The 20,365-nt window shown below is 75.2% G+C and carries 19 protein-coding genes; 8 read left to right on the forward strand and 11 right to left on the reverse strand.

Annotation, left to right across the window (positions count from 1 at the left end; all coding sequences use genetic code 11):
* Positions 1-2: 2 nt before the first annotated feature.
* Together FB380_RS16545 and FB380_RS16550 are read right to left on the reverse strand one after the other, a co-directional pair.
* Positions 3-1,736: a sensor histidine kinase gene (locus tag FB380_RS16545; protein WP_166756464.1), complete on the reverse strand. Its 1,734-nt coding sequence runs from the start codon at positions 1,734-1,736 to the stop codon at positions 3-5.
* Entirely contained in the window at positions 1,733-2,215 is a 483-nt protein-coding gene (locus tag FB380_RS16550; RefSeq protein WP_208383656.1) for a pyridoxamine 5'-phosphate oxidase family protein, read from the reverse strand. Before FB380_RS16550 ends, FB380_RS16545 begins: the two co-directional genes overlap by 4 nt.
* Before the next feature lie 297 nt (positions 2,216-2,512).
* On the opposite strand from FB380_RS16550, the gene FB380_RS16555 reads away from it, so the two are divergent.
* The 5 genes from FB380_RS16555 (at position 2,513) to FB380_RS16575 (ending at position 8,608) form a co-directional block, all read left to right on the forward strand.
* Entirely contained in the window at positions 2,513-3,667 is a 1,155-nt protein-coding gene (locus tag FB380_RS16555) for an ABC transporter substrate-binding protein (RefSeq protein WP_166756465.1), read from the forward strand.
* 81 nt (positions 3,668-3,748) lie between these two features.
* On the forward strand, positions 3,749-4,618 hold the full coding sequence (locus tag FB380_RS16560; protein ID WP_166756466.1) for a branched-chain amino acid ABC transporter permease: 870 nt from the start codon (positions 3,749-3,751) through the stop codon (positions 4,616-4,618).
* A 3-nt stretch (positions 4,619-4,621) separates the two neighbouring features.
* Positions 4,622-6,532: a branched-chain amino acid ABC transporter ATP-binding protein/permease gene (locus FB380_RS16565; protein WP_166756467.1), complete on the forward strand. Its 1,911-nt coding sequence runs from the start codon at positions 4,622-4,624 to the stop codon at positions 6,530-6,532.
* 52 nt (positions 6,533-6,584) lie between these two features.
* Positions 6,585-7,397 carry an ABC transporter ATP-binding protein gene (locus FB380_RS16570; RefSeq protein WP_166756468.1) on the forward strand — a complete coding sequence of 271 codons (813 nt, stop codon included), beginning with the start codon at positions 6,585-6,587 and terminating at the stop codon, positions 7,395-7,397.
* Positions 7,394-8,608 (forward strand): alpha-hydroxy acid oxidase, encoded by a 1,215-nt coding sequence (locus tag FB380_RS16575; RefSeq protein WP_208383657.1) that lies wholly within the window; start codon positions 7,394-7,396, stop codon positions 8,606-8,608. The genes FB380_RS16570 and FB380_RS16575 overlap by 4 nt, the downstream gene beginning before the upstream one ends.
* Before the next feature lie 99 nt (positions 8,609-8,707).
* Here FB380_RS16575 and FB380_RS16580 read toward each other — a convergent pair whose 3' ends face one another.
* The 4 genes from FB380_RS16580 to pdhA form a co-directional block, all read right to left on the reverse strand.
* Entirely contained in the window at positions 8,708-9,133 is a 426-nt protein-coding gene (locus tag FB380_RS16580) for a thioesterase family protein (RefSeq protein WP_166756469.1), read from the reverse strand.
* A gap of 75 nt (positions 9,134-9,208) precedes the next feature.
* Positions 9,209-10,645, reverse strand: coding sequence for a dihydrolipoamide acetyltransferase family protein (locus tag FB380_RS16585; protein ID WP_166756470.1), 1,437 nt, complete (start codon positions 10,643-10,645; stop codon positions 9,209-9,211).
* The gene (locus FB380_RS16590) at positions 10,642-11,640 is read right to left on the reverse strand and encodes an alpha-ketoacid dehydrogenase subunit beta (RefSeq protein WP_166756471.1); all 999 of its coding nucleotides are present in this window, start codon (positions 11,638-11,640) and stop codon (positions 10,642-10,644) included. Before FB380_RS16590 ends, FB380_RS16585 begins: the two co-directional genes overlap by 4 nt.
* Positions 11,640-12,731 carry a pyruvate dehydrogenase (acetyl-transferring) E1 component subunit alpha gene (gene pdhA, locus FB380_RS16595; RefSeq protein ID WP_166756472.1) on the reverse strand — a complete coding sequence of 364 codons (1,092 nt, stop codon included), beginning with the start codon at positions 12,729-12,731 and terminating at the stop codon, positions 11,640-11,642. Before pdhA ends, FB380_RS16590 begins: the two co-directional genes overlap by 1 nt.
* 131 nt (positions 12,732-12,862) lie before the next feature.
* On the opposite strand from pdhA, the gene FB380_RS16600 reads away from it, so the two are divergent.
* Together FB380_RS16600 and FB380_RS16605 are read left to right on the forward strand one after the other, a co-directional pair.
* Positions 12,863-13,318, forward strand: a complete 456-nt coding sequence (locus FB380_RS16600) for an Lrp/AsnC family transcriptional regulator (RefSeq protein ID WP_166756473.1) — start codon at positions 12,863-12,865, stop codon at positions 13,316-13,318.
* A gap of 120 nt (positions 13,319-13,438) precedes the next feature.
* A complete protein-coding gene (locus tag FB380_RS16605) occupies positions 13,439-13,663 on the forward strand; it encodes a hypothetical protein (protein WP_166756474.1) in 225 nt (74 codons plus the stop codon).
* An 18-nt stretch (positions 13,664-13,681) separates the two neighbouring features.
* Here the strand turns inward: FB380_RS16605 and FB380_RS16610 are convergent, their stop codons facing one another.
* Positions 13,682-15,079: a short-chain fatty acid transporter gene (locus FB380_RS16610; RefSeq protein ID WP_208383658.1), complete on the reverse strand. Its 1,398-nt coding sequence runs from the start codon at positions 15,077-15,079 to the stop codon at positions 13,682-13,684.
* A gap of 210 nt (positions 15,080-15,289) precedes the next feature.
* Between FB380_RS16610 and FB380_RS16615 the strand changes: the two genes are divergently transcribed.
* The gene (locus tag FB380_RS16615; protein WP_166756475.1) at positions 15,290-16,021 is read left to right on the forward strand and encodes an HpcH/HpaI aldolase family protein; all 732 of its coding nucleotides are present in this window, start codon (positions 15,290-15,292) and stop codon (positions 16,019-16,021) included.
* 62 nt (positions 16,022-16,083) lie between these two features.
* Here FB380_RS16615 and FB380_RS16620 read toward each other — a convergent pair whose 3' ends face one another.
* The 4 genes from FB380_RS16620 to FB380_RS16635 all read right to left on the reverse strand — a co-directional run bounded on the left by FB380_RS16620 (position 16,084) and on the right by FB380_RS16635 (position 20,356).
* On the reverse strand, positions 16,084-16,863 hold the full coding sequence (locus FB380_RS16620; RefSeq protein ID WP_166756476.1) for a DivIVA domain-containing protein: 780 nt from the start codon (positions 16,861-16,863) through the stop codon (positions 16,084-16,086).
* Positions 16,860-17,999: a globin domain-containing protein gene (locus tag FB380_RS16625; protein WP_166756477.1), complete on the reverse strand. Its 1,140-nt coding sequence runs from the start codon at positions 17,997-17,999 to the stop codon at positions 16,860-16,862. Before FB380_RS16625 ends, FB380_RS16620 begins: the two co-directional genes overlap by 4 nt.
* A gap of 192 nt (positions 18,000-18,191) precedes the next feature.
* A complete protein-coding gene (locus tag FB380_RS16630; protein ID WP_166756478.1) occupies positions 18,192-19,499 on the reverse strand; it encodes a glucose-6-phosphate dehydrogenase in 1,308 nt (435 codons plus the stop codon).
* Entirely contained in the window at positions 19,496-20,356 is an 861-nt protein-coding gene (locus FB380_RS16635) for an NAD-dependent epimerase/dehydratase family protein (RefSeq protein ID WP_166756479.1), read from the reverse strand. Before FB380_RS16635 ends, FB380_RS16630 begins: the two co-directional genes overlap by 4 nt.
* Positions 20,357-20,365: the final 9 nt, after the last annotated feature.

Raw genomic sequence — 20,365 nt, forward strand, 5'->3', positions numbered from 1 at the left:
CCTCAGGGCAGCGGGGCGTGCCAGCGCACCAGCGTGCCGCCCTCGGGCAGCGGCTGGACCACCGACTCCCCACCCCGCCGCCGGGCCCGCTCGGCCAGGTCGCGCAGGCCGCTGCACGCCACGGTCGGGTCGATCCCGCGGCCGTCGTCCCGGACCTCGACGACGACGGCGTCGGCGACGTCCAGGGTGACCGTCACGTGCCGGGCGCCGGCGTGCCGGACGGCGTTGCCCACCCCCTCGCGGACGACGGCGGCCACGTCGACGGCGAGGTCGCCGGTGACCAGGCTGTCGACCGCGCCGGACGTCCGCACGGTCGCCTGCAGGTCCTCGCCGGCGGTCTCGGTGACGATGTCGAGGACCTGCCGTCGCAGGCTGCCGGCGTGCTCGCCGTCGTCGGTGGTGTGCAGGTCGAAGATCGTGGTGCGGATGTCGCGGACGGTCTCGTCGAGCTGGTCGACCACCTGGCGCAGCCGCTGCCCGACGACGTCGTCCCGCACCCGGGTGGCCGTGGCCTGCAGGCTGAGGCCGGCGGCGAACAGCCGCTGGATGACGTGGTCGTGCAGGTCGCGGGCGATCCGGTCCCGGTCGGCGTAGACGTCCAGTCGCCGGGCGACCTGCTGACGGGCCGCCATGTCCAGCGCCAGCGCCACCTGGTCGGCGAACTCGCTGACCAGCGGCCCGATGGCGGGGTCGAAGCGCGGGCTGCCGCCGCGGCGGGCTGCGATCACCACGGCGGCCTGCGCGTCGGTGCTGGGCAGCGGCACGCCGATCGCGGGGCCCCAGGGTGCGGCGTCGGGGTCCGCGCGCGGGAACCCGGTCAGGTCCACGGGGGTCAGCGCGCGCCGGTCGGGCACCGTCTGCGGGGTCGGTGCCTGCCCGAGGTGCAGGCGGTGCCCGGTGACGTCGGCCAGCCCGGCGCCGGACTGCGCCCGGACCTCGTGGGTCCCGTCGTCCGGGTCGGGGCCGGACAGCAGCCAGGCGCCGTCTGCCGCGGTCAGGGTGGCGACCCGGTCGACGACCAGCTGCAGCGCCTGTTCCGGGGGCAGGCCACCCAGCAGCGTGGCGCGGACGTCGCCGACCGCGGTCAGCCACCGGCGGCGGACCTCGCCCTCGGCGTAGAGCCGGGCGTTGTCGATCGCGATGCCGGCGGCTCCGGCCAGGGCCACCAGCACCGCCTCGTCCTCGTCGGTGAACTGGCCGCCGCCGTGCTTCTCGGTCATGTAGAGGTTGCCGAACACGGTGCCGCGGACCAGCACCGGCACCCCGAGGAAGGTGCGCATCGGGGGGTGCCCGGGCGGGAGACCCACCGCGGACGGGTGCTCGCCGAGGTCGGCGATGCGCAGCGGGCGCGGGTCGGTGATGAGCTGGCCCAGCACGCCCTTCCCCTCGGGCAGGTGACCCATCCTGGCCCGCTGCGCCTCGTCGATCCCGACGGTGAGGAACTGGCCGAGGCCGCCCTCCGGGCGCAGCACGCCCAGCGCGCCGTACTCGGCGTCGACCAGCCGCGCCGCGGCCTCGACGATCCGGCGCAGCGTCGCGTCCAGGTCCAGCCCGGCCGAGACGCCGAGGAAGGCGTCCAGGAGGTCCTGCACCCGGGCCTGGGTGCGGGCCACCGTGGAGAGCCGGTCCTGCACCTCCTCGAGCAGCTCGGTCAGCCGCATCGCCGCCAGGGGGGACTCGGCGTCGGTGCCCTCCGGCCCGGCCGCCGGCCGGGGCGTCGTCCCGTCCTCGCTCATCCCGTCCAGCTCGGCACCCCCGCCCCGTCCGTCGACAGGTCCGCCGGGGCGTCCGGCACGGCCGGGCGGGGCCCGATCCGCCGGCCGCGGACGAGGCGCACCTGCACGCCGACGTAGCAGTGCCCTGCCGGGGGGACCGACGTGCTGGTCCCCAGGCCGTCGAGACGGCGCACCTCGGCCGGGTCGGTGATCAGCCGGGAGGGGCCGACCACGGTGACCGCCCACCCGGTGCGGGCACCGACGTCGACCTCGTCGACCTCGAACGCGACCACCGCACCCCGGCTCGCCGCGGCGACCGCGCTGTCGGGGTGCGTGGGGACGTAGATCTCCCCGTCGCCCCGGGTGAAGGTCACCGGCTGGACGGCGGGCAGTGCGCCCTGGGTGAAGGCGATCCGGCCGATCGGTGCGGTGTCCAGCAGGCGCAGGCACTCGGCCTCGTCCAGGGACGGCGCGTCGCGTCCGTCGTCCAGGGTGTCCACCGGGTCTCCTCGGGGTGGTGCTGAGGGGCCCGCGCGGCCGCCGTCCCCCATCGTCGGCGAGCCGGGTGGGTCCGTGCCGGTGTCCTTGGTCCTCTCCTGGCGTCCGCGGGTCGCGCGGCGCGTCGTCGACTCCACCAGGCGCGGCGGGTCCGCGGGGACGGTGCTTGTGAGCCGGCCCACATCGTGGCTAGCCTGTGGCGGACTTCGAACAGAGCGCTCGATCATCGAGCTGCGGTCAAAGGAGACCTCATGGGACGAAGGACCGCGACGACGCGTACCGCTGCACTCCTCGCAGCGATGACCCTCAGCCTGGCGGCCTGCGCCGAGTCCGACGACGGCGGTGGCGGCGGCGGCGGGGCCGGCGCCGACGAGACCGGCCCGATCAAGATCGGCGCGGTCCTCGACATCACCGGTGCCGGAGCGTCCCTCGGTGTCCCCGAGCGCCAGGCCCTCGAGCTGCTCGCCGGGCAGCTGGAGGAGGAGGGCGGCATCGACGGCCGCGAGGTCGAGCTGATCATCGAGGACAACCAGTCCACCGAGGACGGCGCCGCCAAGGCGATGAACAAGCTGGTGAACGAGGACGAGGTCGACATCGTCCTGGGCGCCAGCCGCACCGGTCCGAGCCTGGCGATGCGGCCGATCGCGGAGTCCACCGAGACGCCGATGATCTCCCTGGCCGCGAACCAGGCGATCGTCGAGGGCTCGGAGTGGGTCTTCAAGACCGCGCAGAACGACCGGGTCGTGATCGAGCGCATGATCGACTACATGGCCGAGCAGGGCTGGACGACCGTCGGCCTGGCCCGGGACGCCTCCGGCTTCGGCGAGGGCGTCGCGGAGATGTTCGACGAGATCGGCGCCGAGCAGGGCATCTCCGTCGTCGCGACGGAGAAGTTCGCCCCGGACGCCACCGACTTCACCGCACAGATGGTCAACCTGCGTGACGCCGGTGCCGACGTGAACGTGATCTGGGGTATCCCGCCGGCCGCCGGTCTGGCGCAGCGGGCCTACGACCAGCTGGGCATCGAGACGCCGGTGATGCAGAGCCACGGCATCGGCAACCAGGTCTTCCTGGACACCGCCGGGGACGCCGCCGAGGGCATGGTCGCGCCGCTGGGCCGCCTCGTCGTCGCCGACCAGCTGCCCGCCGACGACCCGCAGAAGGAGATCATCACCTCCTTCATCGACGACTACACCGCCGAGTACGGCGCCGGGCCCTCCACCTTCTCCGGGCACGCCTACGACGCCTGGCAGCTGGCCATCGACGCCCTGAGCGAGGAGGGGACCGACCCCCAGGCCATCCGCGAGCACCTGGAGGGCGTCACCGACTTCACCGGGATCAGCGGCATCTTCACGATGACCCCGGAGGACCACGCGGGGCTGCCGAAGGAGGCGCTCGCGCTGGTCACCGTGGAGGGCGGTCAGTGGAAGCTCGTCCCGGACGAGGGCAACTGACGGCGCCGTGAGCGTCGCCGTCTGTTCCTGCACGGGGGCCCTGCTCCCGGTCCGGCCGGCGGACGGGTGCGAGGTGGGTCGGTGACCGACCTGCTGCAGCTGCTGTTCGCCGGGCTCAGCCAGGGTGCGGTCTACGCACTCGTCGCCATCGGCTTCGTCGCGATCTTCACCGTCAGCGGGGTCATCAACCTCGCCCAGGGCGAGTTCGCGGCGCTGGCCGGGCTGGTGGCCATCTCCGCGGTGGGCAGCGGGCTCCCGCTGCTCGCCGCGGTGGTCCTCGCCGTGGTGTCGGTCGCGCTGGTCGCCGTGATCATGGAGCGGCTGGTCATCTTCCCGGTCAAGCGGATGACGACCCTCGTGTCGCTGATCCTCACGCTGGGTGTCTCCACCGGGCTCAAGGCCCTGATGCTGCTGGTCTACGGCCCCAACGCGGAGGGGCTGACCCCGCTCACCCCGGGCGGCTTCTCCGTCGCCGGGGTCAGCATCCGGTACCAGGAGCTGTGGATCCTGCTGATCGCCGGGCTGGTCTCGCTGGCGGTCTACTGGTTCTACGAGCGGACCCTGGCCGGCAAGTCGCTGCGCGCCTGCGCGGAGCAGCCGGTGGCCGCCCGGCTGGTCGGCATCTCGCTGACCAAGGCCTCGCTGATCAGCTTCCTGATCGCCGGGACCGTGGGCGCGATCGCCGGCGTGCTGGCCAGCCCGATCTACTTCACCTCCTGGGAGTCCGGGCTCACCCTCGGGCTCAAGGGCTTCGTCGCGGCCACCCTGGGCGGGCTGATCTCGGTGCGGGGCGCCGTGCTCGGCGGCCTCCTGCTGGGCGTGCTCGAGACGCTCACCGCCGGCTACATCAGCACCGGCCTGCGCGACGCGGTGGCCTTCCTGCTCCTGATCATCGTGCTCGTCGCCCGGCCCGCCGGGATCTTCGGGCGTACCGCGGAAGCGAGGGTCTGACCCATGGCCGGTCGACCGGTCCGTCGACTGCCCCGGATCGGGGCCCGCAGCCGCCGCAGTCGCCGCGGCGACGTCATCGGCATCGCCGTCGTGGCGCTGCTGATGCTGGCGCTGCCCCTGGTCGCCTCCTCCAGCGTCATCAACGTCGGGGTCTACGCGCTCATCTACGCCCTCGCCGCGCTCGGGCTCTCCCTGCTGATGGGCCTGGCCGGCCAGGTCAGCCTGGGCCAGGCCGGCTTCTTCGCGATCGGGGCCTACACGCAGGCGGTGCTCGTCACCCGCTACGAGTGGAGCGGGCTGCCGGCGTCGGTGCTGGCGGTCGCGGTGACGATGCTGGCGGCCCTGCTGGTGGGGCTCCCGCTGCTGCGGCTGCGCGGCCACTACCTCGCCCTGGCCACCCTCGGCTTCGGCGTGATCGTCACCGTGCTGGCCACCGAGTCCGACTTCCTGGGCGCCACCTCCGGCATCTACGGCATCACCAAGCCGGAGATGAACGGCCGCACCTACAACTCCCCGACCGAGTACTACCTGCTGCTGGTCCCGGTCGTGCTGCTGGGCCTGTGGCTGGCCCGCAACATCGTGGAGAGCCGCATCGGCCGCGCGCTGGGCGCGGTCAACGACTCGGAGGTCGCCGCCGAGTCCCTCGGCGTGGACACCTTCCGGCTGCGGGTGCAGGTCTTCGTGCTCTCGGCCGCCTACGCCAGCGTCGCCGGGACGGCGTTCGCCCACTGGCTGGGGGTCATCAACCCGAACGCGGCCAACTTCCCGCTGTCGGTGAAGTTCCTGCTGATGGCCGTGCTCGGCGGCGTGGGCAGCGTCTACGGCGCGGTCGTCGGGGCCTTCGCCGTCGAGGGCCTGGACGACGGCCTGCGCCGGCTGATCCCCGAGCTGCTGCCCGGTGCGGTCGGTGAGGTGCAGCTGATCGGCTTCGGCATCCTGCTGACCACGATCATGATCTTCCTGCCCGGCGGGCTGCACCAGCTGTGGACCGGGGCACGGCGTCGCCTGGCCGGCAGCGCTCCCGAGCCCGCCGACGACGAGGAGGAGATCCACCTCGAGACGGTGGCCGACGACGTCCCGCTGCTCGCCCGGGAGGGGCGGCCGGCCGCGGGCACGCCACTGCTGGAGGTCCGCGGGCTGACCAAGCGCTTCGGCGGGGTCACCGCCGTCGACGACTTCGACCTCACCGTCTCGGCGGGGGAGATCGTGGCGCTGATCGGGCCCAACGGCGCCGGCAAGACCACCGCGTTCAACATGATCAGCGGGGCGGTCACCCCGACCGCGGGCGAGGTCACCATGGCCGGCACCCGGGTGGAGGGGCGCAAGCCGCACGTGTTCGCCCGGGCCGGGGCGACCCGGACGTTCCAGAACCTGCAGATCTTCTCCTCGGCGACCGTGCTGGGGAACGTGATGGTCGGGCGTCACCTGCGCAGCCGCGCCGGGATGCTCGGGGCGGCACTCGTGCTGCCGGCCCGGCGGGAGGAGCGCGCCGTCGAGGAGTCGGCGCGCGAGCTGCTGGACCTGCTCGGCCTGGGGGAGGACGCCGACCGCCTCGCCGCCGACCTGCCCTTCGGCCGGCAGCGGCTGGTCGAGATCGCCCGGGCCCTGGCCCTCGACCCCGACCTGCTGCTGCTGGACGAGCCCATGGCCGGCCTGTCCGGCACGGAGCGGCGCGAGCTGGCCCGGTTGCTGCGCCGGCTGCGGGCCGGCGGCATGGCGATCGTCCTGGTCGAGCACGACGTCGAGGCGGTGCTCGCCCTCGCCGACCGGGTCGCCGTGCTGGAGGACGGCGTCCGGATCGCGCTCGGCACGCCCGACGAGGTGCGGCACGACCCGGCGGTGGTGGCGGCCTACCTGGGCGTCGAGCCGGAGGACGGTGCCGCGGCCGCGGTCGCCGAGGCGGGCGCACCGTGAGCCGGTCGCGCCCGGGCGGACCGGCCGCCGGCGAGTCCGGGGAGGGACGGTCATGAGCCTGGAGGTCCGCGGACTGCACGCCGGGTACGGCCGGCTGGCCGTGCTGCACGGCATCGACCTCACCGCCGGGGAGGGCGAGCTGGTCGCCGTCATCGGCGCGAACGGGGCGGGCAAGACGACGCTGCTGCGGGCGCTGTCCGGGCTGCTGCCGGTCACCGCCGGCACGGTGCACCTGGCCGGCACCGACGTCACCGGGTACGGGCCGGAGAAGCTGGCCCGCACCGGGCTGGCGCACGTGCCGGAGAACCGGCTGGTGTTCCCGTCGCTGACCGTGGTCGACAACCTGGTGCTGGGGGGCTACACCCGCCGGCGCGGGCCGGCGGCCGACCGGGCGCAGGCCCGCGACCGGGCGATGGCGCTGTTCCCGCGGCTGGAGCCGCGGCTGGAGCAGGCCGCCGGGACGCTGTCCGGCGGTGAGCAGCAGATGCTGGCCATCGCCCGTGGGCTGATGGCCCAGCCGCGCGTGCTGGTGCTCGACGAGCCCAGCGTCGGGCTGGCGCCGCGGCTGGTGGGGGAGATCTTCTCCGCCCTCGGCAAGCTCCGCGACGACGGCCTGACCCTGGTGGTCGTGGAGCAGAACGCCCGCGCCGCCTTCGCCGTCGCCGACCGGGTCTCGGTGATGGACCGCGGCCGGGTCGTGCTCGAGGGCGACCCGGCGGCGCTGTCGACCGACCCGCGGGTGTCCGGGGGCTTCCTCGGCGGCGGCTTCGCGGCCGACGCCGACGCCGAGGCGTCTGCCGGGCCGGCGGCACCCGCGGTGCCGCGCGCCGGCAGCGGGGCGACCCGGGCGACCGAGCGGCCGTGAGCCCCGCGGAGATGGTCGCGCTGCTGCGCGTCCGGCGCCCGGAGCTGGACGGCGACCGGCGCCGGCTGGCCCGCTGCCACACGGTGGCGGACCTGCGGACCACCGCCCGCCGGCGGCTGCCGCGGGCGGTCTTCGACTACGTCGACGGCGCGGCCGAGGACGAGGTCACGATGCGCCGCAACCGGGCCGCCTTCGACGAGTGGGAGCTGGTGCCCTCGGTGCTCCGCGACGTGGGGGAGGTGGAGCTCGGCACCGAGGTGCTCGGTGCCCGCACCGCGCTGCCGATGGTGCTGGGGCCCACCGGCTTCACCCGGATGGTGCACCCGGACGGCGAGCTGGCCGTGGCCCGGGCGGCCGCGGCCCGCGGCATCCCGTACACCGCGGCCACGATGGGCACCACGTCGCTGGAGGACGTCGCAGCCGAGGTCGCTGCCGCGGCAGGCGGCCCGACGCAGTGGTTCCAGCTCTACGTGTGGCGCGACCGCGGGCTGTGCAAGGAGCTGATCAGCCGCGCCCGCGAGGCCGGCTACCGGGCCCTGGTGCTGACCGTGGACACCCCCGTGCCCGGGGCCCGCGAGCGGGACCTGCGCAACGGCCTGACGATCCCGCCGGAGCTCGGCCTGCGCACGCTGGCCGACGGCGCCCGCCGGCCGCACTGGTGGTGGGGCCTGCTCCGCTCGGAGGCGGTCACCTTCGCCAACGTGCAGCACGTGGCCGGCGGTCCGCAGGCGGTGATGGAGTTCGTGGGCCGGCAGTTCGACCCGACCGTCACCTGGGACGACATCGCGTGGATGGTCGAGGCCTGGGGCGGGCCGTTCGTGGTCAAGGGCGTGCTGACCGCGGCCGACGCGCGGCGGGCGGCGGCGGCCGGGGTGGACGCGGTCGTGGTCTCCAACCACGGCGGCCGCCAGCTCGACCACGTCGGGGCGACGCTGACCGCGCTGACCGAGGTCGTGGACGCCGTCGGCGCCGACCTGGAGGTGCTCGTCGACTCCGGGTTCCGGCGGGGCACCGACATCGCCACGGCGCTCGCGCTCGGTGCCCGCGCGGTGCTGCTGGGCCGGCCGCAGCTGTACGGCCTGGCCGTCGGCGGGCAGGCCGGCGTCGAGCGGGCGGTCGACCTGCTCGCCGCCGAGCTGCGCCGAGCGCTCCAGCTGCTCGGGGTCACCGACGTGGCCCAGCTCGACCGCTCGGTGCTGCGCCACCGCTGACCCGCCCGGGCCCCGCCGCCGGGGCCTCTGGCGCCGCCGCGCCCGGTCCCGCCGCTGGGCCTGGGGCCGCTGCCGAGGTGTGGGCTCGGCGGCGGCAGCTCAGCCGCGGGCCGCCCGCGCGGCCGGGCCGATCCGCTGCTCCAGCAGGTCCTCGGGCAGCACCACCTGCACCGTCGTCCCGCGGCCCAGCTCCCGGCCCCGGGCGTCGGTGGCGGTGCAGGCGCAGGTCAGCCGGTTGCCCGAGACCTCCGTGCAGCGGGCCACGACGGTGACGCCGTCCCCGACCCACGCCGGCCCCAGGTGCTCGACCGCCACCGACCGGCCGATCCCCGCGTGACCGGGCTGGAGGTGCTGCAGCAGCAGCTTGCGGCCGGCCTCCTCGAAGTGCTTGGCCATGCTGTAGGTCGCGTAGACCGGGTGCACGGGGCCGAGCTCGTCGAAGTGCACGGTGAGCTCGTGGGTGACCACGACGTCCAGCGTCGCGGTCGCGCCCACGGGGATGTCGAGCGGCGGGACGTCGGGCACGGTGTCCTCCTCAGGTCGCCGGCCCGGCGGGGACCGGGGAGGTCCCCGCCGGGCGGGTGGGCAGCGGTCGGCGGGTCAGAGCCGGGGGATGGCGGACGCCGGGTCCTCGATCGCGTCGGCCACCGCCCGGATGAAGCCGGAGGCGGTCCCGCCGTCGCAGACCCGGTGGTCGAAGACGAACGACATCTGGGTGATCTTCCGGACCACGATCTCGCCGTCGACCACCCACGGCCGGTCGAGGATGCGGCCGAAGCCGAGGATCGCCACCTGCGGGTGGTTGATGATCGCCGCGCTGCCGTCGACCCGGAAGCCGCCGTAGTTGTTCAGCGTGAAGGTGCCCGCGCTGAGCTCCTCGGCGCTCGCCCGGCCCTCGCGCGCCCGGGCGGTGAGCGCGCGGATCTCCCGGTCCAGCTGCTCGGTGGTCATCGTCTCCGCGCCCAGCACCGCCGGGACGACGAGCCCGCGGTCGCTCTGCACGGCCAGGCCCAGGTTGACCCGGTCGTGCTCCACGATCTCCTGACGCTCGGTGTCCAGCCGGGAGTTCAGCACCGGGTACTGGCGCAGCGCCGCGACGACGAACCGGGCCAGGTAGGCCAGCAGCCCCGGCCCGGGGTCGGTCGCGGTGCGCGCGCTCTCCCGCAGCTCGACCAGCGGGGTGGCGTCCACGTCGACCCAGACGGTCGCCTCGGGGATCTCCGACCGGCTGCGGGACAGCGCGGCCGACACCGCCCGCCGGAACCCGTTGAGCGGGATCCGGCGCTCGCCGTCGACCGGCGCGGTGGGGGGCGCGGTGGTGGGCGCGGCGGACGACGCGGCGGACGGCTCCGGCGTCGTGGCCTCGGCGTCGGCCGGCGCGCTGGAGGCCAGCTCGACGTGGGCCCGGGTGATCACCCCGCCGCCGTGGGCTGCAGCCAGCTCGTGCAGGTCCACGCCCTTCTCCCGCGCCAGCCGCCGGACCAGCGGGGAGACGACCTGCAGCACCCCGCGACGGCCACCGGGCTCCTCGGCAGCAACGGCGGCCGGTGCGTCCGCCGGTGCGGCGGCCGGTGCGGGAGCGGGAGCCGGGGGCTGGGCGGCGGTGGCCGGCGCGGCGGCGGGCTGCCCGGCCGACCGGGGGCGGCGCCGTCGTCCTGACCCGCTGCTGGCCGTCGTGCCGTAGCCGATGAGCACGTTGCCCGAGCCGGCCTGCTCCTCCTCGCGGTAGGCCGCGGCCGCGGGGGAGTCGGCGGCGTCCGGCTGGACCGGCGCCGCGGCCGGCTCGGGCGCGGACTCCGCCGCGGCCACGGTGATCAGCGGGCTGCCGGTCAGCACGGTCTCGCCCTCGCCGGCGTGCAGCGTGGCCACCCGCCCGGCGAACGGGGTGGGCACGTCGACGACCGACTTCGCCGTCTCGACCTCCACCACGATCTGGTCGACGGCCACGACGTCGCCCTCGGCCACCAGCCAGCGGACCACCTCGACGTCGGTGAGGCCCTCGCCCAGGTCGGGGAGCAGGAAGGTCTCGGTGCTCACGACAGGTCCCACTGCAGGTCGTCGACGGCGTCGAGCACCCGGTCGACCCCGGGCAGCTGGACGTGTTCGAGCTTGGGCGACGGGAAGGGGATGTCGAAGCCGACGGCCCGGCGGACCGGTGCGGCCAGGGAGTGGAAGCAGCGCTCGGTGACCCGGGCGACGATCTCGGAGGCGACGCTGGCGAAGCCGGGGGCCTCGGCGACCACGACGGCGCGCCCGGTGGACCGCACCGCGGCGCAGACCGTCTCGTCGTCGAAGGGCACGATCGAGCGGAGGTCGACGACCTGCAGGCTGCGCCCCTCCTGGGCGGCGACCTCGGCGGCCTCCAGGGCGACCGGGACGGACGGTCCGTAGGCGATCAGCGTGGCGTCGGTGCCCTCGCGGCGGACCACCGCCTGCCCGATGCCGGGCACCTCCGCGCCGAGGTCGACCTCCTCCTTGGTCCAGTAGAGCTTCTTGGGCTCCATGAACACGACCGGGTCCGGGGAGGCGATGGCCGCGCGCAGCAGCCGGTGGGCGTCCGCTGCGTTGGCCGGGGTGACGACGTGCAGGCCGGGCGTGTGCGCGTAGTAGGCCTCGGAGGAGTCGCAGTGGTGCTCGACCCCGCCGATCCCGCCGGCGTAGGGGATGCGGATGACCATCGGCAGGGTCACCGCCCCGCGGGTGCGGTTGCGCATCTTCGCCACGTGGCTGGTGATCTGCTCGAACGCGGGATAGGCGAAGGCGTCGAACTGCATCTCGACCACCGGCCGCATGCCGTTCATCGCCATCCCGACGGCCATGCCGACGATGCCGGACTCGGCCAGGGGGGTGTCGAAGCAGCGGGTGTCGCCGAACTCCGCGGTCAGCCCGTCGGTGATCCGGAAGACGCCGCCCAGGGCGCCGACGTCCTCGCCGAAGACGACCACCGAGTCGTCCTCGGCCATCGACTCCCGCAGGGCGCGGTTGAGCGCCTGCGCCATGGTCAGCTTCACGTGCCCGGTCGTCGCGGTCATCAGTGCTCGTCCTCTCGGCTCAGCTCGTCGGCCACGACCGCGGCCTGCTCGACCAGCTGCGGTGTCGGGGTGGCGTACACGTGCGCGAACAGCTCGGCCGGCTCCGGCGTGGCGTCCCGGGCCAGTTCGGTGCGCATCCGGGCGGCGAGCTGGTCGGCGTCGGCGGTGACCGCGGCCAGTGCGGCGTCGTCGAGCAGGTCGTGCCGGCGCAGCCACGTCTCCAGCCGGGTCAGCGGGTCGCGCTGCACCCAGTCCGCCACCTCGTCGTCCTGGCGGTACCGGCGGGAGTCGTCGGCGTTCGTGTGCGGCTGCATCCGGTAGGTGTGCGCCTCGACGAGCTGCGGGCCCTCGCCGGCCCGGGCCCGCGCCATGGCGGTGCCGAGCACGGTGAGCAGCGCCGCGACGTCGTTGCCGTCGACCCGCTCGCCGGGCACCCCGTAGCCGATGCCCTTGTGCGCGAGGGAGGGGGCGACCGACTGCCGGGCGAGCGGCACCGAGATCGCGTACTGGTTGTTCTGCACCAGGAACACCACCGGCGCCCGGAAGACCGCGGCAAAGTTCAGTGCCTCGTGGAAGTCGCCCTCGCTGGTCGCGCCGTCACCGCACAGCGCGAGGGCGACGGTCGGCTCGCCGCGCAGCCGGGCGGCGTGCGCGACGCCGACCGCGTGCAGCAGCTGGGTGGCCAGCGGGGTCGCCTGCGGGGCGACCTTGTGCCGGTGGGGGTCGTAGCCGGAGTGCCAGGCGCCCTGCAGGGGCAGGAAGGCCTGGGCCACGTCGACGCCCCGGATCACCACGGCGGCGGTGTCCCGGTAGGTGGGGAAGAGCCAGTCGTCGTCGGTGAGCACCTGGGCGGCGGCCACCTGGCACGCCTCCTGCCCGTGCGAGGAGGGGTAGACGGCGAGCCGGCCCTGGCGGGCGAGCGCGCCGGCCTGGTCGTTGATCCGGCGGGCGGTGGTCAACCCGGCGAAGGCGCGCAGCAGGGCGGCGTCGTCCGGCAGCTCGTGCGTGGCCTCGTCGACGGTCCGGCCGGCCGGGTCGATGAGCTCGACCGGGTGAGGTGACGGCAGGAGGAGATCCAGGTCACGTGTCATGGTGGGATCCTGGATCAGGCGTCATCTGCACGCCAGGAGCTGGCAGAACGCGAGAGGACGTCGCGTCGGACCACCCCACATCGAGCCAGATGTCCAGCGCCCGACCGTGAAACGCACCGAGGAGGAGACACGTGGCCAGTGCCCTGGACGACATCGACCGCCGCATCCTGGACGAGCTGACCGCCGACGGCCGGATGCCCATGCGGGCGCTGGCGGAGAAGCTGCACATCTCCCGCGCCAACGCCTACGCGCGGGTCGAGCGGCTGCGGACCTCGGGGGTGATCCGGGGGTTCTGCGTCGACGTCGACCCGGTCGCGGCCGGGCTGGGCACCTCCGCCTACGTCACGCTGAACACCCGGCAGGCCGACTGGCGGCACGTCCGGGAACGGCTGCGCGCCCTGCCGGGCATCGCGCACATCGGCCTCGTCGGCGGGGAGTTCGACGTCATCCTGCTCGTCCGCGCCCGGGACAACGCCGACCTGCGGCGGCTGGTGCTCGACGAGATCCAGGGCATGCCCGGGGTGCTGAACTCGCGCACGCTGCTGGTCTTCGAGGAGCCCCCGCCGCTGGCCTGCGCCCGGGTCTGAGGCGCTGGCAGTCCCGCTGCGGTCGGTGGCGACCCTGCCACTGGCAGTCCGGCGCCGGGCGGGTCATCGTGGAGACACGGCACCCCGTCCGGGGGCGCCGGTCTGGGGACGGGGGAGCCGGTGGAGCTGTTCCTGTTCCTGGCGCTGGGCGTACTGCTCTTCCGTGCCCTCGGGCGCAGCTCCCGGCCGGCGGCCCGGCCGGCCCGGCCGCGCACCGACACCTGGCTGGACGGGGTGGTCGAGGCCGTGGTGGAGCTGGCCGGCGACGTCACCCGCGGGGTGCGCACCCTGAGCCGGCTGGACGCCGACCGCAGGGGACGGCGCGGCCGGTCGCCCTGGAGCTGACCGGCCGGCGCCGGGCCCTCAGGACAGCACGCCGAGCAGCAGCGTCACCGTCCCGAAGACGAGCCCCGAGGCGATCAGCGTGACCGTCGTGTAGCCGAGGATGTCGCGCATCTTCAGCCCGGCGATGGCCAGCACCGGCAGCGCCCAGAACGGCTGGATCATGTTCGTCCACTGGTCGCCGTAGGCGATCGCCATGATCGCGACCACCGGGTCGACGCCCAGGCTCTGCGCGGCGTCGATCATCACCGGCCCCTGGACGGCGAACTGCCCGCCGCCGGAGGGGACGAAGAAGTTGACGACGCCGGCGGAGAGGAACGCCAGCAGGCCGAAGGTCGCCGGGGAGGCGATGTCGACGACGGCGTCGGAGAACACGGCGATCAGGCCGGTCGTAGACATGATCCCCATGATCCCGGCGTACAGCGGGAACTGGAGCAGGATCTCCCCGACGTTGGCGGCGGCGTTCTTCACCAGCGCGATGAGCTCGAACGGGTTGCGGACCAGCAGGAAGATCAGCGCCAGGAAGGTCCAGTTGACGATGTCCAGGCTCGCGGTGCCGCCGTCGGCGTAGTGGTGCACCAGGTAGGCGACCAGGGCCAGCCCGACCAGCGTGGTGACCACCCGGCTGCCGTCGACCCGGTCGGCCGGGGTGACCACCTCGTCGTCCAGCGCCACCCCCTCGGCGTCGCGGACGTGCGCCGGCAGCTCGACCACGCGGTCACCGCCGCGGGGCGCGACCGCGGCGAGCGCCAGGCCGACGACCAGGATGGTGACCACGGCCGCGGTGACGTTCCACCAGGTGAAGATCGTCTCCGTGATCGGGATCGTGCCGCCGAGGGCCTCGGCGAGGAACGAGCCCTCCGTCGCGGCGGTCAGCGGCCCGGAGCCGGAGTAGCCCATGTGCCAGATGACGTAGCCGGAGTACCCGGCGGCCACCAGCAGCGGGAAGTGCAGCCGCAGGCCCCGCTCCCGCCCCTGGACGGCCAGCTCGCGGGCGAGCAGCGCGCCGACGACCAGGCCCAGGCCCCAGGTGATCAGCGAGGCCAGCGCCGCGATCACGAAGACGTAGAGGTAGGCCTGCAGCGCCGTCTTGGGCACGGCGGCCAGCCGGGTGAGCAGCCGCCGCACCGGCGCGGTGTTGGCCAGCGTGTGCCCCAGCAGCAGGATCAGCGCCATCTGGGTCATGAAGGCCAGCAGCCCCGACAGCCCGTCGCCCCAGCCGTCGAGGACCTCGATCGGCCCTGAGTCGGTGAGCAGCAGCGCGAGGGCGGCGACGACGAACGTCAGCACGACGGCGAACACGAGGGCGCTGGGGATGTAGCGCTCGACGACGGAGTTGACCGGCCGCATCAGCGCGGAGAGGCCGCTCGACCGGTCCGGGGAACTGGAGCCGGCATCCGTACGGGGGGTCCTGGTCATCGACGCTCGCTTCCGGGGAGACCGGGCGGCCGGGGCCGCGCCGGGATCGGGCTGTCAGGGCAGGCGCCGCACCGACGGGAGCGCTGACGAGGAGCGCCGGCGACGGACGGCGACCCAGGGATACTGGCACCCGCGTCGCCCCCCGCGCGCGAGGGGCGGGCGGCAGACTGCGCACGTGCGGGTCACCGAGCGGGTCAGGGAGCAGGACAGGTGAGCAGCGCTCCGGGCGGGGTCCGTGCGCTGCGGGCGCGATGGGCGGCCGGTGAGGCCTGCCACGGGATCTGGAGCCAGCTGCCGGGCGCGGCGACCGCGGCGCTGCTGGCCGGCACCGGCGCGGACTTCGTCGTGCTGGACCTGCAGCACGGCGCGCTCGCCGAGGCCGAGCTGCCCGGGGTGACCGCGGCGGTGACGGCGGCCGGCTCGCTGCCGCTGGTGCGCACCCGCAGCGCGCAGTTCGCCGACGTCGGCCGGCCGCTGGACCTCGGTGCCCACGGCGTCCTCGTCCCGACCGTGTTCGGGGCCGACCACGTGCGGGAGGTCGTCGCCGCCTGCCGCTACGCGCCGCTGGGCACCCGGTCGGCCGGGCGGCTGGCCGGCGGGGCGGACGAACCGCTGGTGCTCGTCGTCCTGGAGACCGCGGAGGCGCTGGCGGAGCTGGACGACGTCCTGGCCGTCGACGGCCTCGACGGCGTCTACGTCGGGCCGGTCGACCTCGCCTCCTCGCTGGGCCTGTCCGGCGACCCGGCGCAGCTGGGCGAGGTGCTCGCCTCGGTCATCAGCCGGGCCCGGGCGGCCGGCGTGCCGGTGGGCGTGCACGCGTTCGACGGGGCCGGTGCGGCGTCCTACGCGGCGCAGGGGGCCACGATCGTCACCGCGGCCATGGACACCGTCGCGCTCACCGCCGCCCTGTCCGAGCACCTGCGGCTGGCCCGCGGCGGCTGAGGGCGGCGGGTGCCCCGCGGCCGGCCCGGCCGCGGGGCGTCGTCTGTGGGTCGGCGTCCGGCTCAGGCGGAGGAGCGGGACGCCGGGACCGCCGCGGCGGGCTCGTCGTCGGCGACCGTGTTGGCGGGGAACGCCACGTCCGGGCGGTCGCCGCGTTCCAGCTGCTGCGGTCGGGTGCCCCGTGGCGGGGTGGGCAGCGCCCCCGGGTGCGCCCGTCCCCACTCCGACTCCACGTCGCTGAGCAGCGCCTCGAGGTAGGAGCGCAGCTGCACCCGGCACGCCTGGCTGAAGGCCTTCAGGTAGGCGACCTGCTCCTTCAGCTCCTCGGACTCCGGCTGGCCGCCGCCGACCACCGGAACGCCGTTGCCCCGCATCGTCGCGGCGGCCTCCTGCGCCGCCTCGATGATCGCGCCGGCCTTCTCCCGCGCGGCCGTGAGCTGCTCCTCGTACTGGGCGCGCGCCTCGCTGGTCATCTGCCGGCTGAAGTCCTCCGCCTCGGCCACGTACTCGTCGGCGGTCAGCTGCGCGGTCGCCAGGATCCCGACGGCCTGGTCGCTGGGGGAGGGCCGGGACGCCGCGGCGTCCACCTGCTCCTGCAGGGCCTGCAGCTGCGCGCGCAGCTCGGCGTTCTCCTCGGCGAGCTGGACGTTCTCCCGCGCGAGCCGCCCGTTCTCCTCGGTGAGCTGGGCGAGCCCGTCGGCCGCCCGGGCCACGAAGGCGTCGACCTCGCGGTCGGTGTAGCCGGGGTGCAGCATGCTCGCCGGGGTGAAGTGGACGGCACGGAGGTCGTCGGCCGTGGGCGGCCCCGCCTCGTAGCCGGACCCTGAGCTGCTCGTGGTCATTCGGTCACCTTCCCGTCGAGAGTCGGGCTCGGTCGGCTGGGGGCGAACACCTCGGTGCGGATGCGCGCCATGGGCACCCCGGAGTGCAGGAGGCGGGTCACGGTGTCCTCGATCATGGCCGGGTTGCCGGCGACGTACACGTCCCGGCTGTTCCAGGGGCCGTGCCGGAGGACGACGTCCCCGATGTCCCCGTGCTCGGACGGCGAGCCCTTCTCCTGGGACACCGCCGGCGTCACCGTCAGCCACGGGTGCTCCTGCTCCAGGCGGCGCAGGTCGGCCCGGTCGTAGAACGCGTCCTCGGTCCGCGCGCCGACGAACAGGTCGACCCGCCGGGGCGGTCCGTGCCGGGCGACCTGGTCGACGATCGCCTTCACCGGTGCCAGCCCGGTGCCGCCGGCGACCAGCAGCAGGTCCCGGTCGGAGCCGGTGTCCAGGCTGAGGTGGCCGACCGGTGGCCCGAGCCGCAGCACGTCGCCCACCTGGGTCAGCCGGACCAGCGCGGAGCTGACCGGCCCGCCGTCGCGGGCCTTGACGTGCAGCTCGAGCACGCCGTCGGGGCGGGGGGCGTTGGCGGGGGAGTACCAGCGCCACAGCCGCGGGCGCTGGTCGATCTCCAGCGAGATCGCCTGCCCCGGCAGGTACTCCAGCGGCGTCCGCGGGCGCACGTGCACGACGGCGACGTCCAGCGTGCGCCGCTCGTGCGCGACCACCTCGGCCTCCCACCAGGCCGGCTGGTCGGTCACCTCGTCGGCCGCGCCGATCATGACGTCGGCGATCAGCCCGTAGGCCTCGGTCCAGGAGGCGGCCAGCTCCTCGTCCCACTCGTCGTCGAAGTGCTCGAGCGTGGCCAGCAGGCTGGCGCCGACGGCGGGGTAGTGGGCGGCGAGCGCACCGAACTTGCGGTGGTCGCGGCCCAGTTGCTGCAGGATCGGCACCAGGGCGTCGAGGTCGTCGACCCGGGACATGACCTCGCCCAGGGCGGCGAACAGCCGGTCGCGCTGGGTCGCCATGGACACCGGGAACATCTCCCGCGTCTCCGGGTGGGTCAGGAACAGGTGGGAGTAGAACCACAGCGGGACCTGGTCTCCGTGTGCGGCCGCCTTGCCGAAGCTGGCCCGCATCGCGGGGATGTCCATGCACCCTCCTGGTCGCTGGTCCGTGGCCGGCGCGGCAGCGGTACGCTCGCCGGCGGCCTCCTGGCTGGGCCACGCCCGTGGTCGGGGACCCGGACACCCTGGGGAGTCTGGTGCTCCGGGCCGGGCCATGCCACTCCGCGGGGCAGGCCACTCCGCGGGGCAGGCCACTCCGCGGGGCCGGCCACCGGGCGGTCAGCCGGGGCCGGGGCCGCCCGAGCCGGCGGGGTACTCCTCCAGCGGCACCTCGCCGGCGGCCCAGGCCCGCAGCACCGGGTCGACGAACCGCCAGGCCTCCTCGGCCTCCGCGGCGCTGACCGCGGTGCGGCTGCTGCCGGAGAGCAGGTCGGTGAGCACGGCGACGTAGGCGGTCCGCTCGCCCGGCGCCTGCACCGCCACCCCGGCACCGGCGTGCCGGGCGCCGTCCAGCGGCACCTCCAGCCGGTCGCCGGCGAGCCGCCGGACCTCCGGCGGCCACGCGTCGGGCGCGGGCGCCCGCAGGTGCAGCACCACGCGCTTGCGGTCGGCCGCCAGCGCCTTGCCGGTGCGCAGCACGAACCGGGTGCCGGCCCACCGGGGCGTGTCCACCGCGAACTCCAGCTCGGCGAAGGTCTCGGTGCACCGGGCCGGGTCGACGCCGTCCGCGTCGACGTAGGCCGGCACCGGTCCGCCGGCGGTGTAGCGCGCCCGGCGGGTGGCCGTGACCTCGGGCACCCGCACCGACCGGAGCAGGTCCAGCCGCGCGCGGTGCAGGTCGGCCTCGGCCGGGGTCGCCGGCAGCTCCATCGCGAGCACGGTGAGCACCTGGACCAGGTGGTTCTGCAGCACGTCGCGGACCGCGCCGGTCCGGTCGTAGAACCCGGCCCGCCCGCCGGCGTCCAGCGTCTCCTCCCAGACGACGTCGACCCGGGCGAGGTGCTCGGCGCTCCACCGTCCGGCCAGGACGCCGCCCGGCCGCCGGAGCCCGGCCAGGGTGGCCACGGCCGGCATGCCCAGGAAGTGGTCGACCCGGTAGGCGTCCCCGACGTCCCCGGTGGCCTGCGCGAGCAGGGCGTTCAGCGCCCGGGCGTCGGCCAGGTCCCGGCCGAAGGGCTTCTCCACCGCGATCCGGCTGCCCGGGGGGAGCCCGGCGGCCCCCAGCGCGCGGACGGCGGCGGGGAACAGCACGGGCGGCAGCGCCAGGTACACGGCGAGCGGCCCGCTGCCGCCCGATGCCGCGACCGCGTCGGCCACGGTGCCCGGCGTGGTGAGGTCGACCCGGCGGTAGCGGGCCGCGTCCACCAGCGCCTGCCGGGCGGCCGCGGGCACGTCGCCGGCGTGCTCCTGCAGGCGGGCGGCGACGTGCCCGGCGAACCGGGCGTCGTCCCAGTCCTGCTCGGCGGCCCCCACCAGCGCGAAGCCCTCGGGCAGCCGCCCCGCCGCGAGCGACGCGGCCAGGGCGGGCAGCAGGAAGCGGCCGGCGAGGTCGCCGGTGGCGCCGAGCAGGAGGAGCCGGGCGATCACCGGCCCGCGGCGTCCCGCCAGGAGTGCTCGGGGGCGAAGCCGAGCACCCGGCGGGCCTTGTCGATCGACAGCAGCGTCTCGTGCACCCCCACGTCGCCGCGGCGCGGGACGTCCGGGAACTGGTCGGCCAGCAGCTCCTCGTTCGGGCGGGCGGAGACCGTGTCGGCGTTGGCGACGATGAACACGTCGGCCCCGGGCTCGCGGTGCTCCAGGCCGCGGCGCACCGCCTGGGCGCCGTCGCGGGCGTCGATGTAGCCCCACAGGTTCCAGCGGCGCAGGGCCGGGTCGGCGTCGTAGCCGGGGAAGGCGGCGTAGTCCTCGGGGTACATGACGTTGCTGAACCGCAGCCCGGTCATCGACAGGTCCGGGTGCCACCGGCACAGCTGCCGGGCCAGCTCCTCCTCCAGCGTCTTGACCAGCGAGTAGGTGGTCGTGGGCCGGGGTGCGTACTCCTCGTCGACCGGGACGTAGGGCGGGGTCTCGTCGAAGGGCAGGCCCAGCACCGTCTCGCTGGAGGCCCACACGATCTTCCGGACGCCGGCCCGCAGCGCGGCGCTGTAGACGTTGTAGGAGGCGGTCACGTTGTTGGCGAACGTCGCCGCGTTCGGCACGAGGCCGGGCGCCGGGACGGCGGCCAGGTGCACGAGCGCGTCGATCGGCGCGCGGTGCTCGTCGAACCCGCCCAGCGCCTCGACCGCCTGGCCGGCGTCGGTCAGGTCGACGACCGAGGACTCGACGTCGGCCCGGGGGCTGGGGGTGCGGTCCAGGGCGAGGACGTCCCAGCCGTGCTCCAGGAGGTGGGTGACCACCGCCCGGCCGAGCTTGCCGCTGCTGCCGGTGACTGCTGCCCGCGCCATGGTTCTCCT

Origin of the sequence: Modestobacter marinus, from assembly GCF_011758655.1 — a bacterium.
GTDB lineage: Bacteria > Actinomycetota > Actinomycetes > Mycobacteriales > Geodermatophilaceae > Modestobacter > Modestobacter marinus.